The following is a 22,710-nucleotide window of genomic DNA, read 5'->3' on the forward strand; positions in this document are numbered from 1 at the left end:
GAGCCTGATGTGATTGAATCAATTATCAAGTGGTCAGTGCATAATCGATTTTTGGTGCTGTTACTTACGCTGGTTTTGACATTCGGAGGCTTGTATTCAATCAAGCAAACCCCTGTAGATGCCATTCCAGATTTATCTGATGTACAGGTGATTGTAAAAACGAGTTATCCGGGACAAGCGCCGCAAGTGGTGCAAGATCAAGTTACTTTTCCATTGAGCACGGCGATGCTATCTGTACCAGGCGCAAAGACAGTGCGTGGATTTTCTTTTTTTGGAGATTCTTACGTCTATATTATTTTTGATGATGATACAGACTTATATTGGGCACGAAGCCGCGTGCTGGAGTATTTAAATCAGGCCGCGAGCAATTTGCCAAGCTCGGCTAAGCCGCAGCTTGGGCCCGATGCAACAGGGGTTGGCTGGATTTATATCTATGCATTGACAGATAAAACGGGCCGTCATGACTTGAGCCAACTAAGAAGTATTCAAGATTGGTTTTTAAAGTATGAATTGCAAACGGTTTCCGGCGTTTCTGAAGTGGCCACTGCTGGGGGCATGGTCAAGCAGTATCAAGTGGAAGTAGACCCTGACAAATTGAGGGCTTATGGTATTCCTTTAAACTTGATTGAAATTGCATTGAAGCAAGGTAATCAAGAAACGGGGGCCTCAGTGATTGAAATGGCTGAAGCGGAATATATAGTCACGGCGACAGGTTATATCGATGCGATTGTTGATATTGAGCAGATCCCGCTTGGGGTCAGTGAAAATGGTGTGCCTTTGACCATTGCACATGTGGCTGATGTGCGTCTCGGACCGCAAATGCGCCGGGGCATTGCTGAGCTCAATGGCGAGGGCGAAGTCGTGGGCGGTATCGTGGTGATGCGATCTGGTGAAAACGCACAAGCGACCATTGAGGGCGTGAAGGCCAAGCTTGCATCTCTTAAGCAATCTTTACCTGAAGGTGTAGAGGTGGTTACTGTGTATGATCGCTCTCGCTTGATTGAAGCTGCCGTGGACAATTTATGGCAGAAGTTGGCTGAAGAACTGCTCGTGGTAGCGGTGATCTGTGTCGTCTTTTTATTTCATTTAAGATCTTCGGTGGTGGCAGTTGTTACGTTACCACTTGGTATTCTAACCTCATTTATCATCATGCATATGCAGGGGATTAACGCCAATATTATGTCGTTAGGCGGTATTGCCATAGCCATCGGTGCTATGACTGATGGGGCGATTGTGATGATTGAAAATATGCACAAACATATGGAAAAAACCCCGCTGACCGATGAAAACCGCTGGGAAGTTGTCACCAAGGCGGCGTGTGAAGTCGGTCCCGCACTATTTTTCAGTCTACTTATCATCACGGTATCATTTTTGCCTGTATTCATATTAGAAGCACAAGAAGGTCGAATGTTTGAACCTCTCGCCTACACAAAGACCTACGCCATGGCGGCATCTGCCGGTTTAGCCATTACATTGGTACCTGTATTAATGGGGTACTTCATTCGAGGCAAGGTGATATCCGAGAAGAAAAACCCGTTAAATCGTATGTTAATTGCGGCATATATGCCTGTGCTTAAACAGGTGATGCGCTTTCCTAAAAGTACGATAGTATTGGCCGTATTTGTAACGGCTGCTGGCTTTTATCCAGTCAATAAAATTGGCAGTGAATTTATGCCGCCATTGGACGAGGGGGATCTGATGTACATGCCCACCACTTACCCTGGCATTTCTATTGCTAAAGCCCGTGAGCTATTGCAGCAAACGGATAAGCTTATTAGAACGGTTCCTGAGGTAGACAGTGTATTTGGCAAGGTAGGGCGAGCAGAAACGGCAACCGATCCCGCACCATTGACTATGATTGAGACCTTTATTCAATTAAAGCCAAAGTCTGAATGGCGAGAGGGGCTGACAACTGAAAGTTTAAAAGCTGAATTAGATGGTTTGGTTAAATTTCCCGGTTTAACGAATGCGTGGGTCATGCCGATAAAAACGCGCATTGACATGTTAGCAACGGGGATCAAAACCCCTGTGGGTATTAAGGTAGCGGGTCCTGAGCTGGGAGTCATTCAAGAAATTGGCCAGCAAATTGAGGCTATCTTGCCTGCTTTAGAGGGCACTGCATCTGTTTACTCTGAGCGCGTTGCTGGTGGGCGTTATATTAAGGTCGATATTTCTCGTGTGCAGGCCAGCCGTTTTGGGCTTAACATCTCGGATATTCAGCAGGTTGTAGCGAGCGCTATTGGTGGAGCAACGATTACCCAAACGGTAGAAGGCCAAGAGCGATATCCTGTGAATATTCGCTACCCCCAGCATCATCGAGATTCCCCAGAGTCGTTAGCTCAGTTACCTTTGGTGACACCGTCAGGCGTTCAAATCACGCTTGGGGATGTTGCTCATATTTATATTGATGCAGGGCCTGCGAGCATCAAAAGTGAAAACGCACGACTCAATGGCTGGACATACATTGATATAGAGGGAGTTGATGTCGGCTCTTATGTGGATAATGCAAAAGTATTTTTAGCAAATGAGTTAGACTTGCCCGCAGGGTACTCCATCACTTGGGCTGGTCAGTATGAATATATGCAAAGGGCACAAGAGAAATTAACCTATGTATTGCCTCTGACATTGGCAATAATTGTTATTTTACTGTATCTAAATTTCAGAACCATGACTGAAGTTTTAATGATTATGGTGACACTCCCCATGGCCATGATAGGTGGAATATGGCTGATGTACTTTGAGGGATTCAACTTTTCTGTGGCTGTTGGCGTCGGGTTTATCGCGTTGGCAGGGGTTGCGGTGGAAATTGGGGTGATTATGTTGGTGTATTTAAATCAAGCACTCCAGTCTCTCAAAGCACGGGCCTCGCAGACCGGCACTTCTATTTCTCTCGAAGAGTATCAAGCTGCATTATTGCATGGTGCCGGCCTCAGGGTTCGGCCTGTCATGATGACAGTGATCACCATTATTGTCGGCTTACTCCCGATTTTATACGGTACTGGTGCAGGTTCTGAAGTGATGAGCCGAATCGCAGCGCCTTTGGTTGGTGGCATGACGAGTGCCGTAGTGCTGACATTAATTGTGTTACCGGCAATTTATAGTTTATTAAAACGCAAGGAAGTGGAGTGCTTCAATAAGTTTATCCGTTAGCCTTTCATATTGCCTCAAGATATTCAAAAGCGGTGCACAACGCACCGCTTTTGTATCTATCAGTATTGAGATTATTTTGAGGTGTGGGTGAGTGATTATCACACTGTATTTGATGGTTTAGCTTTGGCATGCAGTGTATGATATAGCGCAGTTGAATTTAGTAGAGTGATAGGGTTAGGTAATGAGCCAATATTTAGACTTGTGTCAGCGCATTGTTGATGAGGGAAAATGGGTCGAGAACAAAAGAACAGGAAAAAGATGCCTTACAGTTATTAATGCTGATTTAACCTATCACGTTGATAAAAATGAATTTCCACTCGATACAACTCGAAAGAGCTTTTGGAAAGCCGCCATTGCTGAATTGCTCGGGTATTTGCGTGGGTATGACAGCGCGGCTCAGTTTAGAGAGATTGGTTGCAACACTTGGAACGCCAACGCGAACGAAAACCAAGACTGGTTAAAAAATCCAAATCGTAAAGGTGAGGACGATATGGGGTTTGTTTATGGTGCTGTAGCCAGAAACTTTCCAAAGCCAGATGGTGGCAGTGTTGATTTGATTAAACAAGTGATCGATGATTTATCAAAGGGCATCGATAATCGAGGTGAGATCATCACTTTTTATCACCCGGGGTCGTTTCACTTAGGGTGTTTGCGTCCATGTATGTTCCAGCATCAGTTCTCTATTTTAGAGGGTGTATTGTATTTAAATAGTTACCAGCGTAGCCAAGATGTGCCGTTGGGTGGTAACTTTAACGCGATACAAGTCTTTACTTTATTAAAGTTGGTCGCACAGATCACAGGGCTTGAAGCAGGTAAAGCATTTCATAAAATTGTTAATGCGCATATTTATGAAGATCAACTTGAGTTGATGCGTGATGTGCAGCTAAAGCGCACGCCTTTTGAATCACCTCAGTTGCATATAAACCCTAACATTAAAACGTTTGAAGACTTAGAAACTTGGGTTACTTTGGATGATTTTGAAGTGACCAACTATCAGCATCATGATGCGATTCAATATCCGTTTTCTGTTTAAATTTCTGGATTAAGAAAAGACCTATATCGATTCTGGTTATGCTTGCGAGTTACAGGCTACCTAGTTACAGGCTACCTAGTTCGGCATATTGATTGTAGGTTTTTTTAGGCGCTGATTACCGATATTAAGGTAGTCAGTATGCTCTAAAGAGTGTATGAATTGAGCATCTATCCCGCAACAGTGACCTCGTTTTATTTCAAGCTAACAAGGTCTTTGGTAAATATACACGCCTTTTGCAAATGATTATGTGCGGGTCATTCTGAATATGACTCGTGATGCTTTTTAAGATGCTCATAAACACCATGGTGATTTATTGATTGGCTGTATTGAAAAGACTTTTTAGGTCCTTATATTTGACTTTCTAGGAGGAAAAATGAAAGGTAGCTTTTTAATAAAGTTCTGTTCTTTATATAAAAGTTGGGATGAGCATAGTGTGAGTAAATGGAAAAGCCAAGAAAAAAGAGGGATGTTGAATTTTGTATTGGTAGAGGGGATTCTCAAGTGGGGCCTTATTTCTTCTGCGGCGTTCTTTGTATTAATTGTTTCTGGGAAAGAGATAGCAGCAAGTAGAACCTTAATTGCCTCAGCTATTTGGTTGGTATTATCTATTGTATACGGCATATCAATTTGGTTTGGAACATCTCTCTCTTATAAAAATTGGATAAATAATAAGTTATAGAAGGGTCAGTACCCCCTTTTTCCAGCTGTTTTCAAATCTAATGATTGGTACTTTTTTATCCACCACCACTCCATGTTTGTTCGTTTTTTGATCTTAAACTCATCTTTTTATCCGTTTTATTGGACAAATCAGTCTTTTTTAGTCAGTCTAATGCATTAGCTTTTTAGTATGTGATTTTTGTAGCTGTTGTGTAGGTGGGATGAGTTGTATGCCTTTAAAGTTTGTAGTACCAACTTTTGCTTCAATTTTTATCATGGTTAACTTGGTTGGGTGTGCGAGTACGGAGTTGTCTCTGGATGAAAAGCTTGCCCAGCAAGAAGCAATACATGCACATAAGGCAATGTTGGCTTCCTATAAAGAGAATCGAGCCAGCATTGAAAGGTTGGCTGATATGGAAGCGGACTTAACCCAATTACTTGAGCTACTCTCAACACAAGCAGAAGTGAGTGATATTCATAGTCATCTACAACCAGCTCAAACGGTCGTTACTCACACCACAGACCCAAGCATTAAGACTGATATACCTAATACGGTTGACGCACCGTCGCTAGCATCGGGTGTGATTGATGCGCCCAATATGATTATGCCTGACTTTGTACTTGGCATGCACCTGAGACAGGAAAATGCTCAGTCTCAGGTCGCAGTGGTACAAGCCCGAGTTGATCTGATCAGGCAAAACTACCCACTGGTGTTCAGCCATATCACAGCACGTGTCTCTGAACGAGATCCCAAGAGAAACCTATTTTATGTAACTGCCAATGGGTTTACTTCTGTACAAGAAGCTAAGGTGTTTTGTAAAGCGATGTCGAGTATCACAAGGCGTTGCTCTGAATTGAAAAATTAGATATAAATGTATATATATGGGTACATTGGTGCGTTCCAATTGAATACACTTTGTGTGCTTTTTTAGAGTAATAACTCTTTATGCATTGGTGAAAAATAAATAGAGCCGTTGCTTATTTTGGCGACGCTTTAAAAGGATAAGAGTATGAAAAAGAGTTTAAATCAACTAGCTTTATTTGCTGTTATTGCGGGATTACCGCTCTGTGCTGCTGCGACCCAAAAAGCTACTTTTGATGCCAAGGTCACTGTAAAAAATGCCTTTGAACTGGTGAAAAATCAAGACTTAGATTTTGGTACAATCCGAGCGGTTGCTGATAATACTGGCACAGATACCGCGACTCTGACTATTCCCGCAGATGCAACTCAATCCCCTACAGTGGCGTCGACCAATATCAGTAATGCTGAAATTGCAATTTTGTCTGCTGGTAGCCCTGCACAATTTAAAATTTCGGGCGTTGTGCCATTTGCAAGTTTATCGATTACAGATCCAGTTGAGACGGATGTATCTTTATCTGTTGGCAGTGGTACTGGTGCAGCTGGGTTTACCCTAGGTTCATTCACTTATTATATTGAAACAGGCGCTTCGAGCTCAACACCTGTCGTGGGCAAGCAAATTCAGGTAGATGCAAATGGTGAGGCGGTATTTAATGTTGGGGCGACGTTATCAACAACGACCGGCAACGCAGCTAATTACTTAGATGGCGCTTATGTTGGGACTTTTACGTTGGAATTGAGCTACTAGCCTTTTGATGTTCAATGCCTATTTGAATAGGGCGTGCCTAAGAAGATATCTCGGCACCGTATTATGTTGTCTATTCATGATGAGTAGCACTATCTCGAGTGCGCGTATTGAAGTAGTCACGCCTTTGGATTTTGGCACCATTCTTATCTCTGATCATACCAATAAGAGTCGTATTCAAATTGGTGTTAACGGGCGAAATTTAACAAGCGGTTCAGTACACTTGGTATCTGGAGGCCAAGCTGCTGAATTAATTATCTCTTCTCTACCTGCACTGTATGATATCTCGGTCTCTACCAGTATTGTGACGCCGCTACTTTCTCACAGTAACTTACCTGTGCAAGGCATAAATTTGGTTGAGTTAGAGCATGTTGACCGTGTTTTTAGTGATGCTCAAGGTAACGCAGCATTGAAAGTCGGGGGCACATTAGAAGTAGATGCTCAGCCTTCCCAATACCCAGATGGCACCTATCGTGTGTGGGTTAATATAGAAGTAAATTACTAAGTTAGCAGTATGAAAAAGTATTTTTTGACCATGGGCGCTTTCGCCGTTGTTGTATTTTGCCAAGTGGCGCAGGCGTCATTGATGATTTCACCTACACGGGTGGTATTTGATGAACGTCAGCGTACGGCCAAAGTGTTCTTAATTAACAATAGCCAGGAAGCTAAAACATATCGCTTGGGGTGGAAAGAAAAACTTGCACTGCCAGCAGGTGGTTATCGAGATCTTAACCCTGATCAAGTAGGTCCTTGGAAACTCAGCCACTTAATGAGAGTGACACCCAGACAAGTTCACCTTGAAGCAGGTGAACGTCAAGTGGTTAAATTGGCGTTACGTCGCAAGCAAGGTATGCAAAGCGGGGAATACCGTTCTCACCTGTTATTTCAAGCCCTGCCCACAGAACAGCAAAGTCAGTCTGAAGCCATAGGGGTTAGCTTAAATATGATCTTAAGTTACAGCATCCCTGTTATTTATCGAAAAGAGATGTTGCCACCTGATGTAAAAATTTCAGCGGCTAAGTTCTCGACAGGTATTAATGGCAAGCCTGTGATTGCGGTGGATATGTCTAGAGAAGGTGCGGCAAGTGCTTTAGGCAAGTTACAAGCTGAGTGGAAGCCTGAAGGTGCTAAGGAATGGCGTCATATTGCAACTGCCAACAACTATGCAATTTACCCCGAAGTGACAAAGGCACAGGTTGAGCTTAATCTTCTGGCTGGACAAGTTATTGCAGGTAAGGGTCAACTTAGGGTGACTTATACTGGGCAGGCCGAATATCGCGATCACGCTTTTTCACAGCGTATATTTACTATTGCTACTCAGTGAATAAGTGAACGTTAGACTCTATCTTTGCACACTATTCGTGCTTGGTTCTTTGGCTTCTTCTGTGGGTATCGTTAACGCTTACGAACAGACGGAGCCCGTTCGCAGTTATGGTGATGGTCGTATTCAAAGCGGCGAAGAGCTCTTTTTTTCGTTGTATATTGAAGATCATTATCTTTCTGAAGTATTTGCGGTTAAGAGCGATGACAGTGTGCTTCTTGAATTGCAAAGTTTGTTCTCGGCTTTAGATTTTGCCATTGTTGCAGATGATAGCAAGCAGCAATATACGGGCTGGTATATAGACGAAGCTCAGCATTTTGAGCTGGATTTGGTAAAGCGTCGGGTCAATTTATCGGGCCAAATAGCAACTTTTACTGCGCAAAAAGTACGGATACGTGATGGTGAACTCTATGTTGAAGCGGCTGTAGTAGCCAAGTGGTTTCGCTTGCAATTTGATATAGATTATCAAGATTTGAAAATATTGCTCCATAGTGAGCAGCCACTGCCCGTAGAACTTCGTATTGCCAGACAAAATCGTCATTTTTCTGAGGGCTTGTCAACGCAAACACCCGTTTTGCCCTGGAAAGAGACACCGTATCAGGCTTGGAGTCCTCCGCTGATTGATATTCAAACTTCCTTAGTGACCACGAATAATAATGAAAGTTATGCATCAGTTTCCCTCCTAGGCAGTCAAGATGTGGCGTTTTGGAATGCCAATTATTTTCTCAATGGTCGTTCAGGTGAGTGGGTAAGCGAAAGTCGTTTTAGCTTTACTCGAGAAGAGGAGCAGGGCGTTCGGATGGGGCCTATTGAGGTGACGCACATTGAGGTAGGTGACGTGTTAGAGACACGGATCGGTGGGACTCATCGCGCTACATATTCAAGAGGTGTTAGAGTTAGTAATCGGCCACTTTACAAACAGGTAGATACACAAACAATCAGGATCAGTGGGGTGATTCAGGTTGGGTGGGATGTGGAGCTATATCACAATGGCATTATGATAGATCAAAGGCTTAATGTGCAATCTGGCGTGTATAACTTTGATCTTGTTGAGCTCTATTTTGGTAGTAATGAGTTTGAATTAATCATGTATGGTCCGCAAGGGCAAGTATTACAAGATAGCCGCTCTTACTATGTGGCAGGAGGCAACCTGTCTAAAGGGGAAGGTTATTTTGATACCTCAATAGTCGAAACAGGTAAAACATTGCTAGATGAGAGCCTGAATATATCTAACGAGGCAGGGTGGAATCTATTAAGTCGGTATGACTACGGGATCAGTGATGATTTATCAGTATATTCTGGCGTTCGTTTTGGCTTAGAAGGACAGCAAAATACGTATCAAGTGAGCACTGGGTTGGGGTTTGATATGTGGAATAAGGGCCTATTAAACCTAGATTTTAGCCGAGATCAGTTAGGCACACAGCAGTTATTGCTTCAGGGACGGACACAGATCAATCAGCACGCTTTAAGTGTGGTATTCACAGACAATAAAACCAACAGGGATGCCGAACATTTGCAGCAACAGCACACACAAGAGCTCACTTTTCGTGCGGCAGGTAATCTCTATAATTACAATCACGTCAGGTTAAACTATCAAAATACATTGAATTGGCGTAAAGATGCCTTTGATACGGATTTTATGGCTTCGAACCTATTATCAATGGCGACTCAGCTTGGTACTTTTAGCCATCAATTAGATTTCATTCAATCGGGTGGACAGCCAGCGCGTGATGTAAAAGGCGTTGCGCGCTGGCAGGGGCGAGTAAACGGCACTTATGGTCGCATTGGTGTTGGCTATCAACTCCGCCCTGAACGTAAGTTAACGGATTATCAAATACAGGTAAGTCGGGTGATTAACAATCAGTTTGATGTAGAAGTGGATTACATTAAGTCACTGGTTAATGAGGGATACAAATTTGGTGCAGGTTTAAATTGGCACAATGATAAGTTTAGGCTAACTGGTCAGTTTAATTATTTCCAAAATGATGATTGGCAGGTTGGCTTAACCGGTCAGTTTAGTTTGGGGTATGAAAGTTATAGTAATGAGTTTTTTATTACAGATAGGCGCCTTGCGAGTTCAGGCTCCGTATTAGTGAAGGTCTTTTTAGATCAAAATAATAATGCCATATTCGATGGCAATGATGTGGTGTTAAAAGGTGTGCGGATCAAATCGGTACAGGGATTTGCGCAAGCTTTTACAGATGATAAAGGGGTTGCCCTACTTGGCAATATGCCACTAAATCGTCAAACAGATATTCTCCTAGACGAAGCGTCATTACCAGATCCATTTTATATTTCGGCCCATGATGGTCGTTCAATTACGCCTAGAAAGGGCTTTATTGGTTATTTAGAGTATCCCGTAGTCCATGCTGGTGAACTGGAAGGGGTCGCATATAAAAAAGACAAAAGTGGCCTGGAAACACCATTGGCTTATGCTGAGATTGAATTGGTGGATAAAAATCAGCGTGTTGTTTCGACGGTAAAATCAGCGTATGACGGCTACTATGTATTTAGCGATATCAAGCCAGGACATTATGAGGCAAGAGTGAAAAAACACGCTGAAAATCGTGTTGTTCAGACTGAAAAAGTTGAAGTGGTATTGTCCAGCCAAGGGGACGTGTTACTGGAAGTGGATCTAGCTGTTGAAGCCGCAGCCCAGTTAAATGGATATATTGCTGCTGGTGGCGAGTTTAATTCATTAAAAATATTGAAAACCTATGTGTCTATTTTGACCAAAAGGTCGCCGCATCTGTTTTCAAGCAACCCGTTTTTCGTACATGACAAACCGCGCAATAAATACATACTTGGCTATCACTATTTTGATGATACAGACGCTGCGGCAAATGCTTGCCTTAAATTTGAGCAGCAAGGGGTAAAGTGTTTTGCAGTCCCCGTACCTAAGCTCTAATCACGTCTTCTAAGCGTTGTTTTAAAGTGCTAAGAATACGCGTTACTAGATCTAAAATGCGTATTTCAAACTCTATTATAGTTTGGTTCGATTATTGCATGTATTCAAGCCAGTAACTTAGAGGTATATCAAAATGCGATTTCCGATCTTGGTGTTTGTGTGCTTGCTAGCTGGTTGTAGTTCAAGTGACTGGCTTAATGCCAGTACCAAAGAAACACAACAGCCAGTGCCACCAGCACGCAGTGTTCACAGTTATGTCGGGGAGCTGGCCACACAGCTAAGCCAGTATAGCCGGCCTTTAAAGCCCGGGGCATCTGTCGCTGTAACCAGCTTTTTTAAAGATAATAGCCTTGGTGCCGATACATTAAGTAATCAAGGAGCGGGTTTAAGTAATCAAGTACAAGAAAGCTTTATTACTTACTTGACTCAAATGGGGTTACAGGTTGTTGAGTTTAGAATTCAAAAAGCCATTACTTTGTCGTCTGACTCGGATAGCGTTTTAAGCCGAGACATCGAAAAGCTCAAAGAACGTCACAAATTTGACCTAATCTTGACTGGCAGTGTGAGTGAAAATATAGACTCATATACTATCCATGCACGATTAATTGATATGGTGAATAGCAAGACAATGTCAGCAGCCTCTATCAGCCTACCCAAGCAAACGTTGTGGGGAGAAGAGCAGGTGCAAATGCGAGATGGGCTACTTCATCGCGGCCAACACTAACGGAGAAAGATATGAAAAAGTATGCGTTATCACTTTTATTGCCTGTGTTATTTGGCTGTATGAATACCGATGGCATGCAGCAGCAGAGCAATGCGATAGTGGTGGAGAAAAATGCGTTTGCAAGTTCTGAGAGCCAGTTTCAAGTACACCCTGGTGGTATGCATGGGATGACTGTTTCTCAGCAAATGGCGAGCCGAAATGTGACGCATTATGTACAGAATTTAATGCAAGATATGATTGGTAATTTGCGCTACGTGAATGATAGAACGCCAATCGCTGTTGCGACCTTTGTATTTCTTGACGAAGATTATAATTACGGTTCTTTATTGGGGAATCAGCTTTCCGAGAGCTTTGTCCATGAACTTCATAATTTTGGTGTTCCTGTTGTTGATTTTAAAACGACCGATTTTATGCGTGTGACCAAGCAAGGCGACTTTATTTTTAGTAGAGATTTTTTAGAGTTGTCTGATGAGCATACTTTTAACTATGTTTTGGCAGGCACGTTGGCAAACCATCAAGGTGGTGTACTGGTCAATGCGCGTATTGTCGGCGTCAAAAGCAAAGCGGTTGTAGGGACTGCTCAAGGCTTCCTGCCACAGTCAGTGGTGAACGCACTGCGAGATGGTATTGGCCACGACGGCATTCGCTTAGAGAGAGCAAGTAGGTGAGACCCATGAAATCAAGCATCATCATGTTGAGTTGCTTTGCTTTTCTCGCAGGATGTGAGAGTTCAAGGCACGCACAAATAGTGCCTCAAGAGCAACCATCACCAAAAGCGCAACAAGCCCAGCAATTGGCGGCGCTTGTTAATGAGCTGAACATGCAGCCGGAATTGGTGCATAGCGACCCCGGCTTTGTGACTTACGCCCACAATAAGCAGTTAAGCAACTATGCCGGACAGATTGCATTAGAGCTTTCTGACTCTATGTCAGGTATTGCTCCGAATGCGGTTGCGATAACCAGTTTTGTTAGTTTTGATAGAAGTCTAAGGCGCAGCAACCAGTTAGGTAATCAACTCGCTGAGTCGATGATCCATCAATTTCAAAAAATGGGTTACCCAGCACTGGACTTTAAGTCTCATCGAGGCATTGCAGTGACAACTAATGGGGACTTTATTCTGTCAAGGGATGCGAAAAAGTTACCTAAGGATCTCGCGCCTAGTCATGTGTTAACAGGGACTATGATCTATCGTGATAGAGGTGTTGAAGTGAATACTCGCTTGTTGGACTTTGATAGCAGGTTAGTTATTGCAAGCAGCAACGTCGTTATTCCTTACTTTATACTCCACCCAAGCGCGACGGTAACCTATAAATAATGAGAAGGCCACAACAGTTGTGGCCGACCACTACCTTCCACAGCGGTGTGACTGTTTTTTTGTATCTCATTTAATGTCACTATTTTGCTTGTCATAGACGGCCTTCCACTGGTATAAATATAATAACATAAACAATTGCTTATCTTATTTTGGCACGATGCTGTGTCCCCGTAGTTTAATGGATAAAACGGGGCCCTCCTAAGGCTTTGATGTAGGTTCGATTCCTACCGGGGACGCCAAGTTGCCACACAAACCTTAACAGTTATAAAGCAAAATCTTCAGTAGGTGTAATGATAAGCTCAACGATGTCGTTGATTTGAATATTATTCATCGGTCTACTTTGAATATTCTTCGCAATGGCGTTTTGTGCATTCACTTGTGTGACTTTAACACGATTAATGGTTTGGATACTGCGGGAGAAAAATTGATTTCTTTCACCGGCAACATCACTGCGATGGGCAATACTCAATTCTTGACCCACTTTTAATCCGTGTGCACTTCCCAAATTAATGACCAACTGATCTTGATCTTTGTGGAGTATTCTTCCTCTGGTTGGTAAACAGGCAAATGCTTGGTTAAGGTCTTGGGCAAGGCTATTGAACACGCCTTGAATGCGTTTACCATAATCGGTGTGCCAAAATGTATCACTATATACGTCGATAATCTTGGTTTTTTCATAAGGCCAAATGCCGGTCACACTGTAGTGTTGTTGCCACACTTTGTCTTTGCTGATGGCGTCAAAAGCGACAAAATCTATTTTAAAGCTTCTGACATATTCATCATCTTGCCAAAACGCGTAGTCACTATTTAACTTATGTGTGTTAGCTAGATCGGTGATTTGACTGAGCAATACATATTGACTATTGCTGGCAGAGGTTAAACTCTCAATTAGCTGTGCGTTGTAATCAAAGTTTTGTGAAAAGAAAGCGCGAACATTGATGCTTTTATCAATAAAAGGGATAGGCTTGACCGTCATATTGCGTTGCATCAGAGTTTGATACATACGTTCGCTGGCGGATTTATGAATGTCAAAAATTTGACCTAGTCTGGCTTGATGAGGTTGTATTAATTGGCTTTGAGTGACGGTGATCTGTTTATGGAACGACTCTTCTGGGCATTGCTGCTGCTTAGGAAAAATATCTAAATGCAGAGTTACACTCATCACACCGTCTTGAGTATTTTCTGAGACTAGGTTTATCTCTTGTATTTCGCCATGACTTTTTATTTTAATATGATCTTGCGCGAGGACACCATCTGCCAGTGTCTGCACACTGGAGACTGTGGCACCAGAAAAAATAAGAGCTTGCGTAATGGCATCTTGCACAGCTTCTTGCCGCGCTGCTGCTCGATCACTGGTATAAGCATTTGCGTACCCTGTTACCTCAAACCATTCAGCGTGGACACTAAAGCTCAGTAAACAGGCAGTGATGGCTGTACAACTTACTCTATTCATCATTCAATACCGTATCAAAATTTTGTCTATTAAGTGTAGAGTAGCAAGTCCTATGCCAACAGTATTGGCTTAATTTGTGCATATCAATCGTTATACAGGCAAACTTTGTAATTAGGAGTCGATATCGTATGCGTGGATTATTTAAAATTAGCAAAATTCTCGCCATTGGTGTAGCCGTTGGTCTGACTGGATGCAGCTCAATTATCGACAAGCATGTAGAATATAGTTATGTACAGCCAGACAGTTATCCGGTGTTAAAAGCGATAGGTTATGCACCGTTGCAAGCCCAGCCTGGAGCGACCGAGAGTGAAAAAATGCTCATGGCCATCAAGGTATCCAAGTTAGAGGCATACCGAGAACTCGCAGAGCAAGTATATGGTCATCAATTGAATGCGACGACCACTGTGCGAGGTGTCATTGCACAAAATGATGGATTACGCAGCCAAGTTCAGGGCGTCATTAGAGGCGCACGTGTTCTTAAGTCTTACGCGGTGGGGGACATTTATACCACTGAGCTGGAGCTGGATATGAAGACAGTTTATGATTTGTACATAGGTCAAGTTAAACCTAAAAAGATCCAAAGGGTGACTTATTACTAGCTAAGGTCACGATCCGCTGACACAAAAAAGCACGGTATTGACCGTGCTTTTTTTGCAATTAGATGGGGGATTACGCTTTTAAGTTTTTAACTATCTCACCAACATTTTCGACCACATTACCTTCTTCGGTGTAGGTCGTTGACATCGGTCTACCGATGAGAATTTCCTTTAGCTCACGAACCGTCATATGTGCCAGGTGAGCTGCTTTTGCATTCACTTCGTTTTTGTTTTTACACTTTATTAGTAAGCGCTCTATTTGCTCAGTTAAAGGTATTACGTCCGGGTCTTGAAACAACTCTTTAGGAAAGTTTGACAGATCTTTATCTGTTTTTTGAATGCTATTCAAAAAAGTAATTTTTTGCCGTGCAATGTCTTTTAAGCCTTCACCATTTCTGGCGCTAAGCGCATCCAACTCTTCATCCAGAAGCAGGGTCAAAGCTTCTAGAGAGGTAATTTGCGCGTTTAACTGCTGTACACACAGCTCAATTGTTTTATCCATACAAATCAAATTCAAATGCAGCTATATTTTTAGCAAGCTTCTCAGCATCGACTTGGTATTTACCCTCAGCGATTGCTTTTTTTAGCTCTTCCACTTTTTTGCTGTCGAATGCTGGCGCTTGTTGCGCTTTATCTTGCAAGCCTTTAAGTTGTTGCGCCTGTGGTGTTAAGCTCACAGAATCCGCAGCCGCTTTTTGCTGTGCAGCGGGTTTGGTTGCGGTATTGTTTGCATCATTTCTTTGCAATTCAGCACGTTGTTGCTTAATATTATTAGCAACATTGTTCGGCTGGTTTTGACCGTTAATGTTATTAACCATGATAGTGACCCATATAAATAGTTGTTTCAGTCTTATTATCGACCATTCCACTACTAACTTTAGCAAAAATTTTAAATATTGACTGCAACGGAATCAACATCTTTTACTCTTGCTCGAATAGTTTTTCCAGATTTTACGTTTTTCACTCTGATTTGCTCGCCTAGATTGCCGTCTTGCAGTGCTATTCCTTGCGTTTTAATCGCAAAATGTTCGTTACCTGCCAAGATTATGACGGAGTCCCCTTTACACACCATACAAATGTGTCGCAAATTAATTGCTTTGTCGGCCTGAATGCGACGTTTGGTCTTGCTGCCCACCAGCATATCAATAGTATCGATGTTTGAGGCTCGAACAAAATGTTTAGGGCGCATCGCAACTTTTAAATCTTCTTGTTTCAGCACTGTACCTTTGTCAAGTTGCTGTGTGGTGACAATCACAGGATATAAAGTTTCAATTTTTACATGCACGAACTGTACCCAGCTTCGTTTATCATCACATCTAACTTGTACCGTGACTTGACGATTAAAGGGCGGGGCTGCTTTTGAAGTGACTTTTAAAGGGGTCTGGCAGCCTCTATTGGGGATCCTTGCATCCAATGGTAATGCGGAAATCGTTAGTTTTCCTTTTGGGTCCTCAGCGCTATGTTCTTGCACATACTTTATTGCGAGTTCCTGAACTTTTGCTGGCTCATAGGTGTGAGCATATACAGGCTGCTTGACTAAAAAGTATGCCAGAATGAGAAAGAATTGAACTGCAATTGTATTTTTTAACAAACTCATGATGTTTCGACTATGCTTATGGGGTGAAACAAGGTATAAAGATTTTGCGTGAATTGCTTCACCGCTTCAAGGGCAACTTTGAATGCTATATAACAAGCAAACATTGTTCCGATAAGCTGTATTTTGAGTAGGAGAATGAAATGGCAGGTATTTTAGACTCAGTTAACCAACGAACTCAGTTGGTGGGTCAAAACCGACTTGAACTATTACTCTTTCGTTTGAAGGGGCGGCAACGCTTCGGTATCAATGTTTTTAAAGTGAGAGAAGTACTTCAATGTCCACCTCTCACTGCTATGCCAAAATCAAATTCTTATGTGCGAGGTGTTGCACATATCCGTGGGCAAACTATTTCCGTCATTGATATGTCTCTGGCCGTTGGCGGTCCACCTATCGAAGATATTAAAAACTGTTTTGTAATTATTGCGGAGTACAACCGCTCGGTGCAAGGCTTCCTCGTTGGTGCGGTTGAACGCATTGTCAATATGAACTGGGAACATATTATGCCTCCGCCATCTGGTGCTGGTAGATACTCATATGTAACGGCCGTCACAGAAATTGAGGAAGAGTTGGTTGAAATCTTAGACGTTGAAAAAATACTGAATGAGATTTGTCCAATTAATACCGAAGTCAGCGAAGAAATTGTCGCGGATGGTGAGATGCAAAAAGATCTCGGCGAGCGTATTGTATTCATCGCGGATGATTCTGCGGTTGCACGAAATCAGGTGAAACGTGCACTTGAGCCGTTAGGCGTGCAGACGGAGTTAGCTAAAAACGGTAAAGAAGCGCTTATTCGGTTGAAAGAGATTGCCGAAGTTGATTGCCAAAACGACATCACAGAGCGTGTTGGATTGCTGATTTCGGATGTTGAGATGCCAGAGATGGACGGGTATACATTAACCGCGGAAATCAAAGCAGATCCTAAATTAGCCCCCTTGCATGTTATCTTGCATACTTCTCTCAGTGGTGTATTCAATCAGGCAATGATTGAAAAAGTGGGTGCAGATGACTTTATTGCCAAATTCAACCCAGATGAACTGGCTTCGGCAGTGAAAAAATGGGTACATTGTGATTAATAAGTGGTGGTAAACATTGGAAAATAAACATTTAGAGCAAAGCGAGTACGACCAGTTTCGCACCTTTTTAGAGCAGCAGTGTGGCATTGTACTTGGTGACAATAAGCTTTATTTGGTCAAAAGCCGCCTCGCGCCTTTGATGTCTCGGTTTAATGTTGACTCATTATCATCATTAGTAACAAAAACGCTTAGTCCACACGAGAGGCAATTGCGCGCCGCCGTAGTCGATGCGATGACAACAAATGAAACCTTATGGTTTAGGGATCAGTATCCGTTCGAGTTATTGAAAAAGAAAATTTACCCTGAGTTTAAAGACCTACGACGCCCTGTAAAAATTTGGTCAGCGGCGAGCTCCTCAGGGCAAGAGCCTTATTCAATTGCAATGTCGACAAGTGAATTTCAGACGCAAAATCCTGGGGCGATGAAAATGGGTGCGCAAGTTGTTGGCACTGATATTTCCAACACAATGCTAGATATGTGTAAAAATGCGGAATATGACGCATTGGCATTAGCTAGAGGGTTATCTCCAGAAAGACGTAAAAAGTTTTTTATCGACAGTGGTAATGGGATGGCGAGAGTGGTTGACCCGATCCGAAAAATGGTTAACTTCCGTCATTTAAACTTACTGGACTCTTATGCCTTACTAGGCAAGTTTGATGTCATTTTTTGTCGCAATGTGCTTATTTACTTCTCGCCTGAAGTTAAAGCAAAAATAATTTCTCAATTTGCTCAAGCATTGAACCCTAATGGGTACTTATTTTTAGGGGCATCAGAATCGATGGCTGGTTTAAGCGATGATTTTGAAATGTTGCGATGCAATCCCGGTATTATTTACCAAAAGAAATCTTAATTAGAAAAGCAGCCGACAGGCTGCTTTTTTGTCAGTTTAAAATGATATGAGGTACAAAGCGGCTAAGATCTTGTGTGATTAAACTAGGATCTGCTCTAAGACCGATCCCAGCGGGCTGATCACCAATGACCCAGCTTCCAATTACAATATGCTCATTTGCGAATTTAGGAAGCGGTTTAAAAGCCTGATAAATATAACCTTCATCACCATACCCTCCACTTGATTTCGCAATCAGCTTATCTGCCTTCATGATTTCAATATTTGCCCCTTCACGAGAAAATATGGGTTTTTTAACAACTCCAATATTTTTATCCAGCATATGCTTTTTATCGCTAAAATAAGCAGGTAATAGATTTGGGTGGTTTGGGAAGTATTGCCAAAGTAAGGGTAATATGGCTTTATTAGAAATTAGGGATTTCCATGGTGGCTCTAACCACTGCACTGGCATATGGTTGAGTGATTGTCCATATTCATCATCAAACATAAACTCCCATGGATAGAGTTTGAAACACCACTCTATCGGATTGTCTTCTAGATCCGTAAATTGGTTATCGGTGTTGATACCAATATCTTCGATAAACGTAAATTGACTCCGAATCCCCGCTTCTAGTGCACAGCTTCTTAGATAGTCAATAGTCCCTTTATCCTCTTCGGTGTTTTTGCAGCAACTGAAATGTAGTGTTCGAGTGCGGTTAAATTTATGGATATGTAAAAAGCGCGCAATTAATTGTTCTTGAATACTGTTAAATTGGTCGCTATTCGCGGGTAGTTTCCCCGTGTTTACTTGTTGCTCTAACCACATCCATTGCCAGTATGCTGATTCAAATAGAGAAGTTGGCGTGTCATAGTTAGCTTCTAAGAGCTTTGCGGGTGAAACCCCGTCATAACAAAAATCGAATCTACCGTACAAATGGGGATCTCTGCGCAGCCATGAGCGCCTAATCATATTCCAATAGGATTGTGGTACTGCAAAACGACGCATTAGTTCGTCGTCGTTACACACTTTGTCTATAAGATGAAGCAGCATGTCATGAAGCTCTTGTGTCGGCTGCTCAATATCCTGTTCAATCTGTGACAACGTAAACTGATAATATGCATTTTCATCCCAGTAAGGAGCGCCATGCATGGTGTGAAATTTAAACCCTAGCGCATTGGCTTGAGCCTGCCAATCTGATCTTGGCTGAATAGGGATTCTGATCATGTGGTTTTTATGATTTGTAATAGGGGGGAGGTTATCCGCCCCAACTTCTTGAACTGGCACTGCGACCAAAGCCACCGCGACTTTTAGTGCGTGTGATTGTTTTGCTAACCTTAGGTTTATAGTTGATTGCGGTACTTTTTACTGATGTGGTACCTGCTGAGTTGACGCTCGCCACGACGCTGTTTTGTGCATTACGGTATTTAAAAAAGTCGTCTTTGCTGCGATAAAGTGGTTTGGCACCAGAGTAGTATTTACCACTTAAAAAAGCGGCTTTTCTTTTCTTGCGCTTTTTCATGGCATCTAAGCCTTCATCAACCGCCTCTGCGAGTAGTGCAACCATAAAGCCAGCCATGACAGGTCGCCATAGGCCGCCATTATTTTCACAGCGCTCATAACCAAAATCGCTTTCACACAGTTGTTCCGTGGCATATCTCGGTGCTTCGGATAAATGCTGATCTTTGGCTTGCTCATAATGAAATAGGCATGATGCAGTTTCTACACCAAACGATGAGCATTCATCAACATCTTTAAAAAGCAGCGCCGATTCGTCTGAATCAGAACATCCAATCAGGCCTGCGGATGTGCCCATCATTAAAGTGAGTTTGATTTGCTTACTGCGTTTCATACTCACTCCTTAATAGGTCATACATGCAGCATTGAGAATACCGGTTGCCAGTGAAGCACCGCCTAAAAACAGGCCTGCACTGATATGGTTATTTTCAATTTTTTCTGAGAGCTTTGGCATATACAAGCGAACAAGAAAGAAAGTCAGCAGTTGTATAACACCAGCGATGATCCCCCAAATTGCAAAATCAATTAATGACACGGCATTGATAGCAGCACTGGCAATTGGCAATGTAAAACCGATCAGAGCTCCACCAAAAGCTGCAGCAGCAGATGGATTATCTTCTTTGACCAATCTCCACTCGCAGTGTGGAGTGACTTTGGTGTATACATAAAGAAAGGTGAGTATTAGCAAGTAGCCAATTAAAAAATATAAAATAAATGGAATAAATCCTTGCAAAGATTCCAAAATCATCGTGATGCTTGCCCTACATATTATTATTCGTGAAGCAGTAAGTGCTCCAGTTCTCGGTGGAGTATATCATCATCTCCAATGTTCAATTCTATCAAACGTTTTAGGTGGGTAACACTGTCTATGTCAATTTGCGCACAGTGTAAGCCTAAATGTGCTTCTTCTATATGGCGAATTTCGACTTCCATGTTTATTTCTATTTCACTGCCAGGGAGAATGAACTTTAAACTCGCAGGTTGCCCTTTCAGTGGGGTAAGTCCCAAAGGAAGTGTGATCAGTGCCCCATTCAGTGATAAATCAATGATTTCGCATTGATAGTCACCCGACGTTGTCATTAATGAAGCGGTGTTAGAGAATAAAATTCTAGAAAACTTTCTGCGTTCTGTCATAAGTCGATCTCGTCATGCTGTTATTTCAAGTTTAGTCATGTTTTTGCTGACTAACCAGATATAAAAAAGCCCTGAGTAAATTCAGGGCCTTTAGTTATTGGCGTACAGAATTAGCCAATTTTTTTGTATTTTATACGTTTAGGCTCAGCAGCCTCTGCGCCAAAGGTTTTCTTTAGCCATTCTTCGTATTCAGTGTAGTTACCGTCGAAGAAATTAATTTGCCCTTCGTCACGATAATCTAAGATATGAGTTGCAATACGGTCTAAGAACCAACGGTCGTGCGATATACACATTACACAGCCAGGGAATTCTAAAATCGCATTTTCAAGTGCACGGAGCGTTTCTACATCTAAGTCATTGGTTGGCTCATCCAGCAGAATAACGTTACCACCCGCTTTTAATAGCTTGGCTAAGTGTAAACGGTTACGCTCACCACCAGAGAGTTCTTTGACGAATTTTTGCTGGTCATTGCCTTTGAAGTTGAAGCGGCCTACATAGGCTCGACTCGGAATTTCAAAGTTACCAATTTTTAAAATATCTTGACCGTTAGAAATTTCTTGGAAAACGGTATTGCCATCGTCCATGTTGTCACGGAACTGCTCAACAGTAGCCAGCTCAACTGTGTCACCAAGTTTAATCTCACCACTATCAGGCTGTTCTTCACCACTTAGCATTCTAAATAGCGTTGATTTACCCGCACCGTTAGCGCCGATAATACCGACAATGGCCCCTTTTGGCATTGAGAAGCTCAAATCATCAATCAGTACTCGGTCACCAAAGCCTTTTTTCAGATTATTGACTTCGATAACTTGGTCGCCCAAACGCGGACCTGGTGGAATAAACAGCTCGTTAGTCTCATTGCGTTTTTGGTAATCAGATTGCTGTAGCTCAGTAAACTGTGCCATACGCGCTTTTGATTTCGCTTGACGTCCTTTAGGATTAGAACGCACCCATTCGAGTTCTTTCTCAATTGACTTTTGACGTGCTTTTTCAGATTTCTCTTCTTGCTTCAAACGCGCATCTTTTTGCTCAAGCCAAGATGTATAGTTACCTTCCCAAGGAATGCCGTGGCCACGGTCTAATTCTAAGATCCAACCTGCCACATTATCTAAGAAGTAACGGTCGTGCGTGATCGCAACAACGGTACCTTCGTAATCGTGTAAGAAGCGCTCAAGCCAAGCGACTGATTCGGCGTCAAGGTGGTTGGTAGGTTCGTCAAGTAATAGCATGTCAGGTTTTTCAAGCAATAAACGACAGATTGCTACTCGTCGTCTTTCACCACCAGATAAGTGCTCAATCTTTGCATCCCACTCAGGTAGACGTAAAGCATCAGCTGCACGCTCTAATGCATTATCTAGATTGTGACCATCATGTGCTTGGATAATGGCTTCCAATTCACCTTGCTCTTTTGCAAGTGCGTCAAAGTCAGCACCGTCCATCGCATATTCTGCATAGACTTCATCTAAACGAGTCAGTGCATTTTTTACTTCACTGACAGCTTCTTCAATCGTTTCACGTACAGTTTTGCTTTCATCTAATACTGGCTCCTGTGGTAGGTAGCCGATTTTAGTACCTGGTTGTGGGCGTGCCTCACCTTCAAATTCAGTGTCAACACCCGCCATGATACGAAGTAAAGTTGATTTACCCGCACCATTTAAACCTAATACGCCGATTTTTGCGCCTGGGAAAAAGCATAACGAGATATCTTTGAGGATTGTGCGCTTTGGTGGAACAACTTTGCTCACCCGCGACATTGTATAAATATATTGAGCCATGAATATAGTCCGACTTATTTTTTATTTC

The 22,710-nt window shown here is 42.5% G+C and carries 23 protein-coding genes and 1 tRNA gene; 15 read left to right on the forward strand and 9 right to left on the reverse strand.

Translation table 11 applies throughout. The features are described from left to right. The first annotated feature begins 9 nt into the window (after positions 1 to 9). The 12 genes from N473_RS04995 to N473_RS05050 all read left to right on the forward strand — a co-directional run bounded on the left by N473_RS04995 (position 10) and on the right by N473_RS05050 (position 12,951). Positions 10 to 3,150: an efflux RND transporter permease subunit gene (locus N473_RS04995; RefSeq protein WP_063366981.1), complete on the forward strand. Its 3,141-nt coding sequence runs from the start codon at positions 10 to 12 to the stop codon at positions 3,148 to 3,150. Positions 3,151 to 3,331: 181 nt separating this feature from the next. Next, positions 3,332 to 4,183, forward strand: a complete 852-nt coding sequence (locus tag N473_RS05000; RefSeq protein WP_063366982.1) for a thymidylate synthase — start codon at positions 3,332 to 3,334, stop codon at positions 4,181 to 4,183. Between the two features lie 373 nt (positions 4,184 to 4,556). Next, positions 4,557 to 4,862 carry a hypothetical protein gene (locus tag N473_RS05005; protein WP_063366983.1) on the forward strand — a complete coding sequence of 102 codons (306 nt, stop codon included), beginning with the start codon at positions 4,557 to 4,559 and terminating at the stop codon, positions 4,860 to 4,862. 208 nt (positions 4,863 to 5,070) lie between these two features. Next, positions 5,071 to 5,706 (forward strand): hypothetical protein, encoded by a 636-nt coding sequence (locus N473_RS05010; RefSeq protein ID WP_063366984.1) that lies wholly within the window; start codon positions 5,071 to 5,073, stop codon positions 5,704 to 5,706. A 144-nt stretch (positions 5,707 to 5,850) separates the two neighbouring features. Next, positions 5,851 to 6,447, forward strand: a complete 597-nt coding sequence (locus N473_RS05015; RefSeq protein WP_039608524.1) for a DUF4402 domain-containing protein — start codon at positions 5,851 to 5,853, stop codon at positions 6,445 to 6,447. A 76-nt stretch (positions 6,448 to 6,523) separates the two neighbouring features. Further along, entirely contained in the window at positions 6,524 to 6,949 is a 426-nt protein-coding gene (locus N473_RS05020; protein ID WP_063366985.1) for a DUF4402 domain-containing protein, read from the forward strand. Positions 6,950 to 6,958: 9 nt separating this feature from the next. Beyond that, positions 6,959 to 7,768 carry a molecular chaperone gene (locus tag N473_RS05025; RefSeq protein ID WP_081220964.1) on the forward strand — a complete coding sequence of 270 codons (810 nt, stop codon included), beginning with the start codon at positions 6,959 to 6,961 and terminating at the stop codon, positions 7,766 to 7,768. Between the two features lie 4 nt (positions 7,769 to 7,772). After that, positions 7,773 to 10,673, forward strand: coding sequence for a SpaA isopeptide-forming pilin-related protein (locus tag N473_RS05030; protein WP_155735528.1), 2,901 nt, complete (start codon positions 7,773 to 7,775; stop codon positions 10,671 to 10,673). 133 nt (positions 10,674 to 10,806) lie between these two features. Beyond that, entirely contained in the window at positions 10,807 to 11,397 is a 591-nt protein-coding gene (locus tag N473_RS05035; RefSeq protein WP_063366987.1) for a FlgO family outer membrane protein, read from the forward strand. 11 nt (positions 11,398 to 11,408) lie between these two features. Next, the gene (locus N473_RS05040; RefSeq protein WP_063366988.1) at positions 11,409 to 12,065 is read left to right on the forward strand and encodes a FlgO family outer membrane protein; all 657 of its coding nucleotides are present in this window, start codon (positions 11,409 to 11,411) and stop codon (positions 12,063 to 12,065) included. Between the two features lie 5 nt (positions 12,066 to 12,070). After that, entirely contained in the window at positions 12,071 to 12,712 is a 642-nt protein-coding gene (locus tag N473_RS05045) for a FlgO family outer membrane protein (protein WP_063366989.1), read from the forward strand. 164 nt (positions 12,713 to 12,876) lie between these two features. Further along, positions 12,877 to 12,951: transfer RNA gene (locus N473_RS05050), tRNA-Arg, on the forward strand. A gap of 23 nt (positions 12,952 to 12,974) precedes the next feature. Here N473_RS05050 and N473_RS05055 read toward each other — a convergent pair. After that, on the reverse strand, positions 12,975 to 14,168 hold the full coding sequence (locus tag N473_RS05055; protein WP_063366990.1) for a flagellar assembly protein T N-terminal domain-containing protein: 1,194 nt from the start codon (positions 14,166 to 14,168) through the stop codon (positions 12,975 to 12,977). 125 nt (positions 14,169 to 14,293) lie between these two features. On the opposite strand from N473_RS05055, the gene N473_RS05060 reads away from it, so the two are divergent. Beyond that, positions 14,294 to 14,764: an LPP20 family lipoprotein gene (locus N473_RS05060; RefSeq protein ID WP_063366991.1), complete on the forward strand. Its 471-nt coding sequence runs from the start codon at positions 14,294 to 14,296 to the stop codon at positions 14,762 to 14,764. Positions 14,765 to 14,834: 70 nt separating this feature from the next. Here N473_RS05060 and flgN read toward each other — a convergent pair whose 3' ends face one another. From flgN to flgA, 3 genes are all read right to left on the reverse strand, one after another. Beyond that, entirely contained in the window at positions 14,835 to 15,263 is a 429-nt protein-coding gene (gene flgN, locus N473_RS05065) for a flagellar export chaperone FlgN (RefSeq protein ID WP_063366992.1), read from the reverse strand. Further along, positions 15,256 to 15,579 carry a flagellar biosynthesis anti-sigma factor FlgM gene (flgM, locus tag N473_RS05070; protein WP_046356523.1) on the reverse strand — a complete coding sequence of 108 codons (324 nt, stop codon included), beginning with the start codon at positions 15,577 to 15,579 and terminating at the stop codon, positions 15,256 to 15,258. The genes flgN and flgM overlap by 8 nt, the downstream gene beginning before the upstream one ends. A 71-nt stretch (positions 15,580 to 15,650) precedes the next feature. Then, entirely contained in the window at positions 15,651 to 16,358 is a 708-nt protein-coding gene (gene flgA / locus N473_RS05075) for a flagellar basal body P-ring formation chaperone FlgA (RefSeq protein ID WP_063366993.1), read from the reverse strand. A 140-nt stretch (positions 16,359 to 16,498) separates the two neighbouring features. Between flgA and N473_RS05080 the strand changes: the two genes are divergently transcribed. After that, positions 16,499 to 17,431: a chemotaxis protein CheV gene (locus N473_RS05080; RefSeq protein ID WP_063366994.1), complete on the forward strand. Its 933-nt coding sequence runs from the start codon at positions 16,499 to 16,501 to the stop codon at positions 17,429 to 17,431. Between the two features lie 16 nt (positions 17,432 to 17,447). After that, on the forward strand, positions 17,448 to 18,281 hold the full coding sequence (locus N473_RS05085; protein WP_039608537.1) for a CheR family methyltransferase: 834 nt from the start codon (positions 17,448 to 17,450) through the stop codon (positions 18,279 to 18,281). A 31-nt stretch (positions 18,282 to 18,312) separates the two neighbouring features. Here the strand turns inward: N473_RS05085 and N473_RS05090 are convergent, their stop codons facing one another. From N473_RS05090 to ettA, 5 genes are all read right to left on the reverse strand, one after another. Next, positions 18,313 to 19,482: a glutathionylspermidine synthase family protein gene (locus tag N473_RS05090; RefSeq protein ID WP_063366995.1), complete on the reverse strand. Its 1,170-nt coding sequence runs from the start codon at positions 19,480 to 19,482 to the stop codon at positions 18,313 to 18,315. Positions 19,483 to 19,513: 31 nt separating this feature from the next. Further along, complete coding sequence (locus N473_RS05095; RefSeq protein WP_063366996.1) at positions 19,514 to 20,107, reverse strand: DUF1190 domain-containing protein; 594 nt, start codon at positions 20,105 to 20,107, stop codon at positions 19,514 to 19,516. Between the two features lie 9 nt (positions 20,108 to 20,116). Further along, a complete protein-coding gene (locus N473_RS05100) occupies positions 20,117 to 20,521 on the reverse strand; it encodes a DUF350 domain-containing protein (RefSeq protein WP_063366997.1) in 405 nt (134 codons plus the stop codon). 23 nt (positions 20,522 to 20,544) lie between these two features. Next, positions 20,545 to 20,907, reverse strand: a complete 363-nt coding sequence (locus N473_RS05105) for a PilZ domain-containing protein (protein WP_063366998.1) — start codon at positions 20,905 to 20,907, stop codon at positions 20,545 to 20,547. Positions 20,908 to 21,017: 110 nt separating this feature from the next. Further along, positions 21,018 to 22,682: an energy-dependent translational throttle protein EttA gene (gene ettA, locus N473_RS05110; protein WP_039608542.1), complete on the reverse strand. Its 1,665-nt coding sequence runs from the start codon at positions 22,680 to 22,682 to the stop codon at positions 21,018 to 21,020. Positions 22,683 to 22,710: the final 28 nt, after the last annotated feature.

Source organism: Pseudoalteromonas luteoviolacea CPMOR-1, assembly GCF_001625685.1.
Taxonomy (GTDB): domain Bacteria; phylum Pseudomonadota; class Gammaproteobacteria; order Enterobacterales; family Alteromonadaceae; genus Pseudoalteromonas; species Pseudoalteromonas luteoviolacea_K.